Source organism: Mesorhizobium sp. WSM4845 (assembly GCF_055811455.1).
On the sequence record NZ_JBVVQA010000046.1, the window covers coordinates 12,905 to 25,784 of the forward strand.

The 12,880-nt window shown below is 58.4% G+C and carries 14 protein-coding genes and 4 pseudogenes; 16 read left to right on the top strand and 2 right to left on the bottom strand.

The features are described 5' to 3' along the window. The first annotated feature begins 159 nt into the window (after positions 1–159). From AC0L2C_RS31725 to AC0L2C_RS31740, 4 genes are all read left to right on the top strand, one after another. Positions 160–885 carry a LuxR family transcriptional regulator gene (locus tag AC0L2C_RS31725; protein ID WP_473525296.1) on the top strand — a complete coding sequence of 242 codons (726 nt, stop codon included), beginning with the start codon at positions 160–162 and terminating at the stop codon, positions 883–885. Between the two features lie 204 nt (positions 886–1,089). After that, positions 1,090–1,620, top strand: coding sequence for an acyl-homoserine-lactone synthase (locus AC0L2C_RS31730; RefSeq protein WP_473525297.1), 531 nt, complete (start codon positions 1,090–1,092; stop codon positions 1,618–1,620). A gap of 1 nt (position 1,621) precedes the next feature. Next, positions 1,622–1,780, top strand: a complete 159-nt coding sequence (locus AC0L2C_RS31735) for a transcriptional regulator domain-containing protein (RefSeq protein WP_473525298.1) — start codon at positions 1,622–1,624, stop codon at positions 1,778–1,780. 354 nt (positions 1,781–2,134) lie between these two features. After that, on the top strand, positions 2,135–2,419 hold the full coding sequence (locus AC0L2C_RS31740; RefSeq protein ID WP_473525299.1) for a DUF2285 domain-containing protein: 285 nt from the start codon (positions 2,135–2,137) through the stop codon (positions 2,417–2,419). Between the two features lie 30 nt (positions 2,420–2,449). On the opposite strand, the gene AC0L2C_RS31745 is transcribed toward AC0L2C_RS31740, so the two are convergent. Then, the gene (locus tag AC0L2C_RS31745) at positions 2,450–2,701 is read right to left on the bottom strand and encodes a DNA -binding domain-containing protein (protein ID WP_065012453.1); all 252 of its coding nucleotides are present in this window, start codon (positions 2,699–2,701) and stop codon (positions 2,450–2,452) included. A 127-nt stretch (positions 2,702–2,828) separates the two neighbouring features. Between AC0L2C_RS31745 and AC0L2C_RS31750 the strand changes: the two genes are divergently transcribed. The 8 genes and pseudogenes from AC0L2C_RS31750 to AC0L2C_RS31785 all read left to right on the top strand — a co-directional run bounded on the left by AC0L2C_RS31750 (position 2,829) and on the right by AC0L2C_RS31785 (position 9,225). After that, on the top strand, positions 2,829–3,041 hold the full coding sequence (locus tag AC0L2C_RS31750) for a helix-turn-helix domain-containing protein (protein ID WP_065012446.1): 213 nt from the start codon (positions 2,829–2,831) through the stop codon (positions 3,039–3,041). A 274-nt stretch (positions 3,042–3,315) separates the two neighbouring features. Further along, on the top strand, positions 3,316–3,531 hold the full coding sequence (locus AC0L2C_RS31755; protein WP_473525300.1) for a helix-turn-helix domain-containing protein: 216 nt from the start codon (positions 3,316–3,318) through the stop codon (positions 3,529–3,531). Positions 3,532–3,597: 66 nt separating this feature from the next. Further along, positions 3,598–3,792 (top strand): helix-turn-helix domain-containing protein, encoded by a 195-nt coding sequence (locus tag AC0L2C_RS31760; RefSeq protein WP_473525319.1) that lies wholly within the window; start codon positions 3,598–3,600, stop codon positions 3,790–3,792. A 155-nt stretch (positions 3,793–3,947) separates the two neighbouring features. After that, positions 3,948–4,148, top strand: coding sequence for a helix-turn-helix domain-containing protein (locus tag AC0L2C_RS31765; protein WP_473525301.1), 201 nt, complete (start codon positions 3,948–3,950; stop codon positions 4,146–4,148). Between the two features lie 994 nt (positions 4,149–5,142). Further along, positions 5,143–6,330, top strand: a pseudogene (glyA, locus tag AC0L2C_RS31770) (serine hydroxymethyltransferase). Between the two features lie 57 nt (positions 6,331–6,387). Next, a pseudogene (gene metK, locus AC0L2C_RS31775) lies at positions 6,388–7,562 on the top strand (methionine adenosyltransferase). A gap of 94 nt (positions 7,563–7,656) precedes the next feature. Continuing rightward, a pseudogene (locus AC0L2C_RS31780) lies at positions 7,657–8,405 on the top strand (adenosine kinase). A gap of 349 nt (positions 8,406–8,754) precedes the next feature. Continuing rightward, complete coding sequence (locus AC0L2C_RS31785; RefSeq protein ID WP_473525302.1) at positions 8,755–9,225, top strand: S1 domain-containing protein; 471 nt, start codon at positions 8,755–8,757, stop codon at positions 9,223–9,225. Between the two features lie 396 nt (positions 9,226–9,621). Here the strand turns inward: AC0L2C_RS31785 and AC0L2C_RS31790 are convergent. Then, a pseudogene (locus tag AC0L2C_RS31790) lies at positions 9,622–10,084 on the bottom strand (Ros/MucR family transcriptional regulator). A 242-nt stretch (positions 10,085–10,326) separates the two neighbouring features. Here AC0L2C_RS31790 and AC0L2C_RS31795 point away from each other — a divergent pair. The 4 genes from AC0L2C_RS31795 (at position 10,327) to AC0L2C_RS31810 (ending at position 12,867) form a co-directional block, all read left to right on the top strand. Beyond that, complete coding sequence (locus AC0L2C_RS31795) at positions 10,327–10,629, top strand: DUF982 domain-containing protein (protein WP_473525303.1); 303 nt, start codon at positions 10,327–10,329, stop codon at positions 10,627–10,629. A 276-nt stretch (positions 10,630–10,905) separates the two neighbouring features. Beyond that, entirely contained in the window at positions 10,906–11,154 is a 249-nt protein-coding gene (locus AC0L2C_RS31800; protein WP_473479235.1) for a DUF982 domain-containing protein, read from the top strand. A 632-nt stretch (positions 11,155–11,786) separates the two neighbouring features. After that, positions 11,787–12,530: a hypothetical protein gene (locus AC0L2C_RS31805; protein WP_473525304.1), complete on the top strand. Its 744-nt coding sequence runs from the start codon at positions 11,787–11,789 to the stop codon at positions 12,528–12,530. 106 nt (positions 12,531–12,636) lie between these two features. After that, positions 12,637–12,867, top strand: coding sequence for a hypothetical protein (locus AC0L2C_RS31810; RefSeq protein WP_473479240.1), 231 nt, complete (start codon positions 12,637–12,639; stop codon positions 12,865–12,867). Positions 12,868–12,880 lie beyond the last annotated feature (13 nt).

Consider the following 12,880-nt stretch of genomic DNA (forward strand, 5'->3'; position numbering starts at 1 on the left):
AGGTCGCACATACCTCCCTTCACATGTTCGAACGTCGGGGGAGCAATCATCGCGGTGAATTTCTCCAGCGTCGAATATCTCGGGGGCGAGTCTGCTCGCCGTCGTAGCTGGCCAGAAGCAAGAGGATCCCAGGTTAATTGAAAACAGCCGCAGGAGAAAATGCAGCTCGTCTTCAAAACTTTGCTGGAACAATTGTCTTTGAGCGTCGATCAGGTCGATTTGCGTGACGCACTGGCTAACGCGGTCGGCGCCTTCGACATTCGCGCATTCGCCTATCTGTCTCTGGTGCCTGATGGCGTCACAAAGCCGAGGCTGATATCGAACTATCATTCCGGCTGGACGTCGCACTACTTGCGCCACCAATATGAAAGGATCGACCCGGTCATTGGATGGGCAAGATACAGCGGATTTCCCTTTCGGTGGGGACCTGATTTCGGTCATGCCGGCATTTCAAGGCGACAACAACAGCTTTTCGATGAGGCTGCCGAATTCGGCATCTGCTGCGGACTGACGATTCCACTTGTCGATCGCCGCGGGGGAGTTGCTGCAATGACCTTCGCGGCAGACAGGCTTGATCCGACTTTCCTGCGCATCGCCGAGCAATATGAACAGACGCTCGAGATTATGGCGACGTGCTTTCACATTGGCGTTCGCCGCAAGCTTTCGGGTGGTCTGGCGGTGGACGGCGTTTCGCTGACGCCCCGTGAGTACGAATGCCTGCAATGGACGGCGAAGGGCAAGTCCGCCTGGGAGATCGGCTGCATCTTGGGAATCAAGGAGCGCACAGCCGCTTTCCATCTGGACAATGCGAAGAAGAAGCTCGGCGTGCGCACCAAAAATCAGGCGGTGATGCTGCTGGCCTCCTCACGATCATCAATTTTCTGAGGAACATAATCCCTCTTTGATCCACCTGTGCAATTGCACAGGCAGTCGCGGCATGAAGGTTCGCCTCCAATGGCAGGGTCATACCTGCGAGGAGACCATCATGATTGAGCTTATTGCGCCCGGCTGGTACGGCGCCTTTACCAACGAACTTCACGAAATGCACCGCCGCGCTACCGCGTTTTCAAGGAACGGCTGGACTGGAACGTGGGCACGACCGGCGGCTTCGAGATCGATTCATTCGATTTCCCTGAAACCGCCCTATCTCGTGTTGCGCGATTCCGCCGGTCGCGTCGGGGGCGGCGTACGCCTTCTGCCCTCGAGGGGGGGCCGACGATGCTGCGAGATGTCTTTTCGAGGCTGTTGGGAAGAGAGCGGCACCCCAGAGAACCGAGTGTCTGGGAAACCAGCCGTTTCGCATTGATCTTCCACCGTCTGCACCGAAGGGCAGTGGGAGGTATAGCCGTTGCCACCTATGAACTTCTCGCGGGCATGATCGAGTTCGGTTTGTCAGGGCAACTCACCCATATCGTCACGGTTACGGATTTGCGCATGGAGCGAATCCTGCGTCGCGCCGGATGGCCGCTGGTCCGGATGGGTAAGCCCCAGACAATCGGCACCACGCGCGCCGTTGCCGGCTTTTTGGATGTCTCAGAGGAGAGCCTTACTGCGGTACGCCACAATGGCGATCTTGGCGGTCCCGTGCTGTGGGCGCCGGTACTCTGCACGGGCGCCTGACATGGTTATGATAGGCAATGACGCCGACGGGCCGGACTGGCAGGATGAGAAATCCTATCGTTATACGCGGCACCTGACGCAACGCGGCTGGGCCTGGGAGTTTCTGCGGCGCAATCCGGCCTTCGAGCGTGACTTGAGAAAATCGCTTGAGCAGGCATAATTTGCAAAAGTGCGCTTCGACGTAGAAGTGGTGAGATCGTCGCTCGATCTGACGCGGTGGGGGCTCCTGTTCGCAAGCTCGTTGAGGCATGATGCGGCTGTGTTCTGGTGCTTCCGCCAATGCCCTCATGTTCTGCCGGTCATTGCGGAAAAGGCATTGTCGCCCGAAACGCTTTCGTTTGATCTCGTTGCCTTGCCATGTCGGGCGGCACTCTGATCACGGCGGACGGTCGCCGGCATATCATGCTGCGAAATGCTCACCGGATTTACAACTGGTTGTGCAGGGCGCGGACGTTTTGCGCCCCGTTCGGCTTTCCGTCGACGCGATCTGGCCCGCCGATCGGATGAACAGCAGTTGAATGCGTTCGAATGCCTCAATGCTCTTCACGCGACCGGACAACTTCCCGACAGGCTGTTTCCGCCCGAGGCCCGCGCCAGCCGTCTGCGCTTTGTCATCCAGGCGCTTGACGGCTCGCTAGGCGGTGCATCGCACCGTCAAATCGCAAGGGCCCTGTTGGGCCGGCAACGCGTCCAGGTCGACTGGACGGATCCGCGCAACCACCTTCGCGATCGCATTCCCCGTGCTGTCCGGCGCGGTCACATGCTCATGGATCGTGGCTATCTGGATTTCCTCGCCTGAAAGTAATTGGAATAGCTCACCTGGGGCCGGTCAGCGCGCGAACAGTTCTTTGTATCCAGTCGTAACCATCCAGTTTGCTCGATCGAGATGGCTGCGAACCGCCATTCGGGCGCGCTCAGGTTCTCGCATCGGATCGATGCCGAGGACGAGCTGCGCCATCTCGTCTTCGCTGGCATCGTCGGCGGACGCGTCCAGGAGCCTCATATAGATCGTGAAGTGCTCGTTGTCGTAAGCGGTCAGACGGTCCGACCACGGGACTTCGTCTTGAACTTTGGGTTTCATCGCGACCTCCTGCGGTTCGGGTTTGTCGTCATCGGATAGGACAAGACATCTCCTCGTTGGGCTAATCATATCGAATAGGAACGATCGTTCCTAGAACGATAGTTCCGGTTCTGGTCCCTATCTTGCCATGGACCTCAAGGAGGTCATGGCGATCAACATGCGTCGTTTGCGCCATGATCAGGACCTGACGCAGGAAGAATTGGCTGCCCGCACAGAGCTCAGCATGCGCTATGTTGGTTCGATCGAGCGTGCTCGGGTTTCCGCAAGCGTCAGTGTGCTTGGCCGGCTCGCAAAAGCGCTTGACGTTGATCCTTGTGAGTTGATTCGGCCGCCGCAGTAACAAAGGCGATCCGGCCCATCCCGGATTGCCGAAATCGATTTTGATGGCGCGCCAGTGAACTGAGCCCGCTTTCTTCGACATGGGTCTAGACCATTCGGCTTCGCTCCCTGGCGCAGCTTGCGTGACCTACAGCGGTGACCTTGAGCGATAGTCATCGTCAGATCGCACTCTAACAGCAGGTAGTTCGGGCAAAGTCGATGCTCGTGCCAGTTGCTCCTAGTTTGTAGAGTATACTCCGTGGTGAAATCCTCAACAAGAGGGTGGCCTCTCGCGTATGGGAATCCGAGAGGTCTTTGCCCGCAATCTGCGTAGGCTTCGCGAGAAAAAGAAGCTCTCGCAGGAGGCGCTGGCACATGAAGCTGGTGTTGATCGAACCTACATCAGCGCTCTTGAGCGCAGTGTATATGCTGCTACCATCGACATGGTCGAGAAGCTCGCTACGGTGCTGGAGGTTGAGCCGGCAAGGATGCTCGATCCGCGATCGGAATAGACTTAATGCATCGTCGGATGCCGAGATCCTTCGATCGCCCGCCAACGCCGGCTGCTGGAACAGCTGATAGCGGCGCGCAAGAACAAGGGCTTAACCCAGGCCAAGGTTGCCGAAGCGCTTCGCTGCCCGCAGTCTTTCGTGGCCAAGTATGAGGGGGGTGAACGTCGCATGGACTTCATTGAGTTCCTCGACGTAGCCGAAGCGCTCGAAATCGGCCCTTGCGGGGTTCTCGCACGTGTGCGTCGCTTGCGTGACCGATAGCTCGTGCTGTGCTTGGCTTGAGCGACCAACGTCATCGAAATCGCATCCCCTGGATTTGCTGCCCTCGCGGCAGATGGTTCGGGCAAATCGATGACAATGCGGATTACATATTATAGTTGATAAACTCAAGGCCCGTGATCCGCTGACCTCCGCGCATGGATATGCGCAAGCTGGTCGGACGAAATGCACGTAGGATCAGGGAGAAGACCGGCTTGACGCAGGAGCAGCTTGCCGAGATCTCCGGATTCAGCCAGCAGTACATCAGCGGGCTGGAGAAGGGCAAAAGGAACCCCACCATCGTGACGCTTTATGAACTGGCACAAGCCCTCCGTGTCAGCCACATCGATCTGGTGTGACCTGACTGACCAGGATTAAGCGCTATTTGGAAATGGCGCCGACGCGCCGCGGACATTTCGACCGCATCCGTCGTGTAGATGATGCTGCGCACACCCGGATAGGCGAAGAGGCACGACGTGCTGCCAGCTCTGAGTGATCGCCGGTTGTCGCCGGCCCAGTCCCGGGGCCTGAAGTCCTCCAGAGCCTTCATGCCGGCTTGGCGTCCGCGCCCCGGCAGATGGCGCTGAGCGTCGGCACGACGGCTTTACGATCCTTCCGTGACACGAAATCAAGTTAATAATGGACACGTTAGCACTGTCGCCTGGGGAAAGGTGGCGCCGATCGCCTCCCTCTTGGCCCAGCAGTTCGCCAGCTTGCCGTCTTACCAGCACCTCGCCAATCTCGTCGCGTTCTTGTTTAGGCGTTGCAACAGATCCTTCAAAGAAATTCATGGAATCTTTGCGATCGCAAATCGCCGTCAATGGTACGCTCACCACAATTTTCGAGTTCAGTGACGGCAGAAATCTAATGCGTTTTATGTTCCGCTGCCGAACAGCATTTGCGAAGAGCGCGAAATGACAAAGCCAGCAGGATGAGGGTTCGGTTCTTCTATTTGGCGGCGTGCTGGCCAATGATAATACTTATCGATCGCCTAATGACAGCAGCACATCTTGTTCGCCTTCGGATCCTGGGCCTTTGCGCGCATGCCGACCTGACTGTCTGCGAACTAGCGGAGGTTCTCGATTTTCGTCGGGAGCACGTTGCGCGACACGTCCGGATGCTAGCCAGAGCCGACTTTCTTTGCGGCAACGGACAACGTCCTTGGTCCTTATATCATCTCAATGCAGGGGGCAAGGACGGAGGGTTGGTTCAATTCTTGGTCGATCTCCTGCCCCGCGACGATTGGTATCACAAGCGGGACCTGGAGCGGCTCGAGGCGGTACAGACGCGTGGTCGAAGGAGACTGCTGCTTGATCGTAAAAAGATCTGCCCAGATGGGAGCGCGACACTACTATGAAGAACTCCGCTGACGCAGCCATCGCAGAGCCCGGCACATACGGATGGTCTTCCTTGGTCCACGTCGATTGCCACGAACTAGGTCTACGGCAGGAGCGGACGACGCTCAAACTCATCGCATCTGAGAACTTTGCCTCCTCAGCCGTGCTGGAAGCGACCGGCTCGATCTTCACGAACAAGTACGCCCAGGGGTACCCGGGTGCGCGCGACTACGCGGGAAACGAGATCGTCGATGAGCTTGAGACCCTCGCGATCGGGCGCTTGAAATCGCTGTTTGGCAGTGAACACGCCAACGTCCAGCCCTATTCCGGCTCGCCGGCCAATCAGGCCATCTATCGAGCACTGTTGAGTCCGGGAGACAAAGTGATGGGCTTGCCTCTCCCCGAGGGCGGCCATCCGACCCATGGTTGGGCCGGCAACTTCTCCGGCAGCGATTACCAACACGTCCCTACGCTGCAATGGCAGAAATCGCTCTGGAGGCGAACTCCTATCTCGTGGCCGACATTGCGCACACTGCGGCCTGATTGTCGCTGGAGCGCATCCGAATCCCGTGGCCCATTGCGACGTCGTCACCAGCACGTCTCACGAGTCGATCCGCGGGCCCCGTGGAGGCTTTATTTTGTCGAAGAATGAAGATCGCTATCAGGCGCTCTATCATCCCACGAGTAAATACAATCTCGCCAGACGGATTGATCGCGCGGTGTTTCCTCAACTGCAAGGTGGGCCGTGCCGTGCTAGCTGTTGCTTTGCAGGAAGCCGCGACCCCCTTTTTCCGTACCTACGGTCACCGGATCGTCAGGAATGCCAAGACTCTGGCCGAGGCGCTTCTGGATCGTGGTTATGACCTGGTCAGCGGCGGGACTGACAATCACATGCTGATCCTTGATCTCCGGACCGGCCGCTCTCAGGCAAAGCCTATGCCGAGCGCCTGGCAAGGGCAGGCATCATTACGAACTTTAATATGGTGCCGGGCGACCCGCGCGACCCGGCAGTCACAAGCGGAATCCGCTTGGGGTCGCCGGCAGTGACGTCCATGGGCATGCGTGAGGGGGAATGGTGCAGATCGCCGCTTTCATCGACTCCGTCTGCCGCCAGCCCGACGATCAGGAAGTTCATGCGAGCGTACGAAGAGACGTTGCCGACTTCTGCACTGCGTTCGACGTCCCAGGCATCCTCGACCGGTAAGCCACCCCAGTCTGGAAACTCCCCACCTAACTCCAACACTTGAAGCGAGGGCATTCCATGACCATGCAGTTCGTGTTCTCTTCCGAATCCGTTGGCGCGGGACACCCGGATAAGATGGCAGATAACATCTCCGATGCAATCCTCGATGCGGTCCTCCGTACCGATCCGAAGGCGCGCGTCGCCTGTGAAACGTTGGTGAAGACAGGGATGGTCGTTCTGGCTGGCGAGATCACCAGCCACGCGGAGATTGATTACAGCCAAGTTGCCCGCGACACGATACTCGATATTGGGTACGACGATGATGCCATCGGCTTTGATGGTCGACGTTGCGCCGTCGTTCTGGCTGTCACCGAGCAGTCGCCCGACATAAGCCAGGGCGTTGACGAAGGACGAGGGCAGGATCTCGAGCAGGGCGCGGGGGATCAGGGCCTCATGTTTGGATTCGCTTGCAACGAGACGGATACATTGATGTCCTTGCCGATCCAACTCGCCCATCGTTTGACGAAAGACAGGCAGAGATCCGGAAAACGGGACAGCTTGGCTGGCTGCGTCCAGACGTGAAATCTCAAGTGTCCGTACGCTACGAGGGTTTCCGCCCGGTGGCGCTGGATACCATAGTCCTGTTGACGCAGCATGACGAGGCGGTCTCACAAGCCACGGTCCGCGAAGGCGTCATTGAGGAGATCATAAAACCGGTCCTGCCGCCCGACTTGGATACGACGGGGATCAGATTCCTGGTCAATCCAACCGGCCGGTTCGTGATTGGTGGGCCGCACGGCGACTGCGGGCTTACCGGGCGCAAGATCATCGTCGATACCTACGGCGGAATGGGGCGTCACGGCGGCGGCGCCTTTTCGGGCAAGGACCCATCCAAGGTTGACCGCTCCGCCGCCTATGCGGCGCGTTACGTCGCAAAGAATGTCGTTGCCAGCGGCCTTGCAGAGGTCTGCGAGGTTCAGCTTGCTTACGCGATCGGCGTGGCCGCGCCGGTGTCTATCCTCGTCAATACTTTCGGAACTGCAAGGGTCGAGGAAAAAAGGATCGAGCGCCTTATTCTTGAGCTTTTCGATCTCCGACCGAAAGGCATCATCAAGATGCTTGATCTCTTACGTCCGATATACCGCAATACGGCGACATACGGACACTTCGGCCGTGAAGAGCCTGAGTTCACCTGGGAGAAGACGGACAGAGCCGACGACTTGCTGCGTGAAGCAGGACCGGCAGCTGCGTGAGGGCCGCTGGATCAAGCGCATGCGGCAACTCGCTAGACCGGCGCCCGGCCGGCATAGCAAAAAGCCGGTGGGGTAGTTCGCGGAGACATCATTGATGCCGAACTATGACGTGCTTTGTATCGGTAATGCCATTGTCGACATCATCGCCCAGTGCGACGGCATTTCTGGAGCGGCATCATCAAGGGCGCGATGAATTTGATCGATACGAGGCGCGCCGAGCTGCTCTACAGCCGCATGGGCCCGGCCATCGAAGCCTCCGGCGGCAGCGCCGGCAACACGGCGGCCGGCGTCGCCAGCTTCGGCGGCCGCGCCGCCTTCTTCGGCAAGGTCTCGAACGACACGCTCGGCGAAATCTACGCCCACGAAATCCATGCGCAGTGGGTTGCCTTCGACACCAGGCCGCTCAAGGGCGAGCCGCCGACGGCGCGCTCGATGATCTTCGTTACCCCAGACGGCGAGCGCTCGATGAACACCTATCTCGGCGCCTGCATCGAGCTCGGGCCGGAAGATGTCGAGGCCGACAAGGCGTCCGCTGCGGCGCTGGCCCAGATCCGCAAGGACTGCAAGATCGCTGCCGTCACCCGCTCGGAAATGGGCTCGGTCATCGTGCGCGGCGACGAGACCGTCACCGTCGACGCGACCAAAATCCGGGAGCTGGTCGACACCACCGGCGCCGGCGACCTCTATGCCGCCGGCTTCCTCTACGGCTACACGCAAGGGCGGCGCAGCCTGAAGCATTGCGGCGATCTCGGCTCGCTGGCGGCCGGGCTGGTGATCCAGCAGATCGGGCCAAGGCCGCGGCAGAATTTACGCCACGAGGCTGAGCAGGCAAGGTTGATCTAGCCGGGCGACTCAACGACAAGCTGCCCGTCTCCCCTCCTGCAGGCCGTGCGGGGAAAGTGCGCGTAAATCGAAATTTTGTATGCGCATCCGCGTGAGACGGCAGCCCGCGGCATGTCACGATCGAAAAGGTTGATTGTGGTGTCGCCCTCCAGTGCGAACCCTCTGCCGTGCGATATGGGAAGCGTACCGATCGCCAGCTCGACATGTCGCACATATTGCTCACCCGCCATCGTCGACCTCGTGTGGCAACAGGTCGGCCGGAATAGTAATGCGATAGAGCGGGTAAGCGGCCAACTGGTGAATTGACATGAACGCATCGCCCGATTGAGGTTATCCTGCCGAGAGCGCAATGCGTTGTTCAAGCAAGTCGAGACGATCATGGGCAAATACAAAGACCATCGTCAGCCACGCCGGCATCGCCATGACGATGACACGTTTTCTTTGCGGAACAGTCTTCCGAGCCATCTACTTTCAGCGTTCGTCGAACGTAACCGCGGACCTTGTCGACGCCGAAGTGATGTGGTTCAACACCAGCAAGGGTTTTGGCTTTGTCAAATTGCCGGAGGGCATCGAGGCCTATCTGCACATCCGGGTACTTGAGGCGGCGGGAGCCGCGGCGTTTCCGAGGAAAACACGTCTCAAGGTCACAACGGAAGAAAGCCCCAAGAGGTCACCAGGTCTCGGGAGTGCTGTAGGTCGGCGATCAAACCGCGAGAGTTGCGCTGGAAAGTCCACCGCCGGGACGGGTGCCCAGTTGGAGAGCGAGGGCACCGTTAAGTGGTACAATCCCCCAAAAGGGCTTCGGCTTGATTGCTCCTGAAAACGGTGAGAGCGACATCTTCGTTCATGCCCCGCGCTGACCCGCTCAGGACTCGGCATGCTGATGGAGGGTCAGAAGGTGTTTGTTCAATGCGGGCAGGGCAAGAAAGGCCTGGAAGTTCGGGGAATTCGCCTCGCTTAAATGCGATGGTCCTGGGACCGAAATCGCGCCTCAGACAAAGAAAAAGCCCGCTGCCGGGAGGAGGTGGCAGCGGGCTCTATTTCGAATGAGACGCGGGAGGAGGTGCGCCCCATTCAGCGTCGGCACCACATCTGGGAGGAGTAGATGGCCGACAACATGATCATACCGATAGCTGCGGATATTGCAATGCACAAATTTTATATCGCAAGTGCGAAATGATGCCGGATCTGCTTGATCAATCCTGACAAAGTGCGGTCAGGCTGCGGCTTTCTTGCGGGCACGCTTGGCAGGTGCCGGCGCTCCCGGTTTCCTTCGGCTTGCGGCCCAGACCCATGGTCTTGGCCAATGCCGAGCGCGCCGCACCGTAGTTCGGCGCCACCATGGGATAGTCCGCCGGCAGCCCCCATTTCGCGCGATATTCGTCGGGCGTAAGGCCATAGTGGGTAGCCAGGTGACGCTTGAGCGACTTGAACTTCTTGCCGTCGTCAAGGCTGACAATGTAATCGGGTGTAACCGATTTTCTGATCGGTACGGCAGGCTGGAGAGCTTCCGACTTTTCTGGTGCGGTACCACCAGTAGTGCCTTTCAATGCGATGTGATCTGGCCGATAAGCCCAGGCAGTTCACCGACGGGAACCGGATTATTCGAAACATAGGCTGAGACGACATGGGCGGAGTTCGATGAGGTTGTCAGCTTTCGTCTCAGATTCTTCGGTCATGAAAACGCTCCTGCGGGCTTAGATTAGGCGGTGCAAAATCAATTCATAGCTTAATAGTGACAACCGCGTTTGATAGCAACCAAGCCATTGCACGATCTGCTGGCGGATCGCTACACACCCGGCCGCAGCCGCGGATCTTCTTCTTGAACCGTCATCGCCCTGACAACACACTGTGCCATGGTCGCCGCGTCGGTGCGGCGCCTCTTCCCGCAAATCGGCTATTTGGAAGGTTGGAGGAACGAATGAACGCTGAGGCTTTCAGCAGCCCCGTTTTCGTGAAGCGCGCTACGCACATCATCCAAGAGATTGCCGGCCTTGCGGATGCAATCGATTTTCTCAATGAATGGCCGGAAGATCGCAGAGACCTGATCCACGAAGCCGCCCTCAGGGCATGCTACGATGCATACGATGGGCGCAAGCCGGTAAGCACGGCGCGCAATGCCTTTTTCGGCTTTGCGAAGCGGGTCGCCATATTGGAAGATCCAACCTCCGCGATGCAGTGGATCGCCGCCTGCAGATCGGGCAGTGGAAAAGTGCAGGTGTAGACTTCGACGACGTGTTTGAGACTGGCGCGAGGCGCGTCAAAGAGTGCAGTATGTCCAGGTTTCAGCTAGACCACGCGAATGAGAAGCAGTTCCTCACCGCCGACTACAAAACCGCAGATCGCACGCAACCCTGACCATGGCCAGACGCAGCTCATGGCGATCGCTTGGTCGCCAATGGCCAGGTTCGGCGATGCAGATGCAGTGGTCGGGTTCGGCTGAGTAAATAAATGCGACCCGGGGCTGTTTGCCTCATAGTGGCTGTGGAGGAGGGGAGAGATGACCGGCTTGATCAGATTTGAGAGGCCAGTCATTGTTCAGGTTAGCCGCCGGAGCTCGGAGCGAATCGTGTTGGACGTCAACGACGCAGCCGCTATCTTGCTCCGGGATCTGCACCATGAGACCAATAAACGCAGAATAGCGATGGACACCTGTCTGCAGGTGTTACGCGGTAAGACCCATCCACCAGCCGCTCGACGAGCTTTCGTGGCAGCCGCGCTCGAAGCACGCATTCTGCGCAGCGATTGAGACCTAGGACGCCGCTCATGAATTTCGGCCATCTGCGCATCGCTATTGGGCAGAACACCCCTGCCGGCATCCGCCAGGAGCAAGCCAACCCCGCTCTTTCCGCGGTGGCTTTCCCGGTCTGGCGCCGGATTTTCCACCATCAAAACACAAGAGGATGCCAGCCAGCTGCGGCCGCTCGGCTTCGCCGTCGCGGTGATCGTGATTGCAGCCAGAGGTAAACGGAGCCATAGGGCGAGAATTGGCCCGCTGCAAATGGCACAGCGTCGATGCCGCCACAACGGTCTCCAGAAGTGCCGTTCGAATCCTTCCCCAGCTTGGCCCTACATCCGATCTCCCGGAACGCGCTCCGCGGATCGGTGGCGTGTGACCGCCGATGCTTCTCCCGCTGGTCGGGAGCGGGTTTCGGCGATCAAGATCGGAAAGATGATAGTGATACTGAATTATCCGAAACTGGCTGGCTGTGAGCCGTCTCCACCCCGGCGGCTTTTCATTTGCGGCTAGAAACTGGCATATAGGCCAAGGGCGAGGAGAGGCATGTCAAGTAAACCGTTCATTTCAATCGGCGAGGAAGAGTTCACGAAGTCTAGATTTCGTAGGCTCTCTCGGGCTGCCAAGGTCGAGCTTATGGTTACGTGGTTCAGGAGCACTTCGAAGATCCGGCCGAGAAGACTCCCTACGAAAGTGCAGAGGGCGGTTACCAATGGATTTGGGGTGGCCCTTACAACCCGGATGAAGAGATTCAGGACACGTTTTCCGAGGTTGTCGACTTCGACACGATGCAGAAAGCCGTAGAGGAAATTGAAAAGGACGGCTTGTATGACTGGGCTCCGACCGACATCGGGAATGACGCGCCATACGAAGAGGACGACGGAATCTATAGCATCAACGATCCCCTGCCGGACATCATCCCACCTGAAGATGTAGAGGACGATGACGCGCTGACGGTCGAACAACTTCGACAGGAAATGCTTCAGCGCCTAGATAGACTTGAAGACCTGATCAGAGCCGGCCAACGCGATCGGGGGATGATCGGCCACAACAATCCGCCAAGTCCGATCGATGACCTTCCTGTTACCAGAGGCGACTTGGATGAAATTCAGCGCGCTATCGGGGAACTTCGCCATCAAGCTCAGGCACCTGAGCCTGCAATTGAAGCTGTTCACGCAAGCAGCACCGTGCTCCGGCGCGTAGCAGGGACCATTGGAGGCTGGTTAGTGGACCGTGTTAACGCAACCGTCGATGCTGGGATTCAAGGTCTGATACCGGGTGCGGTCGGTGCTGTCGTTATTGCATACGCTGGCCAGCTGTATGAGCTACTTCAAGGTGCAGCTGCTGCGGCAATGCACTGGGTTCAAGTCCTGCCGCTCCCTTTCTGAAACTACACACGCGAGAACACATATTCATGACTCGATTGAGATTTGCTTGCTTGGTTGGCACTCCCGCCCGTAGGATCATTGATCCCGACTCACCAAGAGGCCTGATATGGACATTCCATTAGCAAACGGAATCGTCGCTGATTTCCGCAGCCAAGAGAACCTCGGGCTAGCGCTGGACCACCAGCACTATGCCGGCGATCTCGTGGAGGCTTGGAACATCGATGCGGAGGAATGGATTCGCGAGAACTATCCCGATGCCGACGACGAGACCGTCGCCAATGCGGCGCTTCGGATCGAGGAAGCAGGCCCTTGGGTATACACCGACCGGGAGTTTTGAGCCCAGGGTCCCA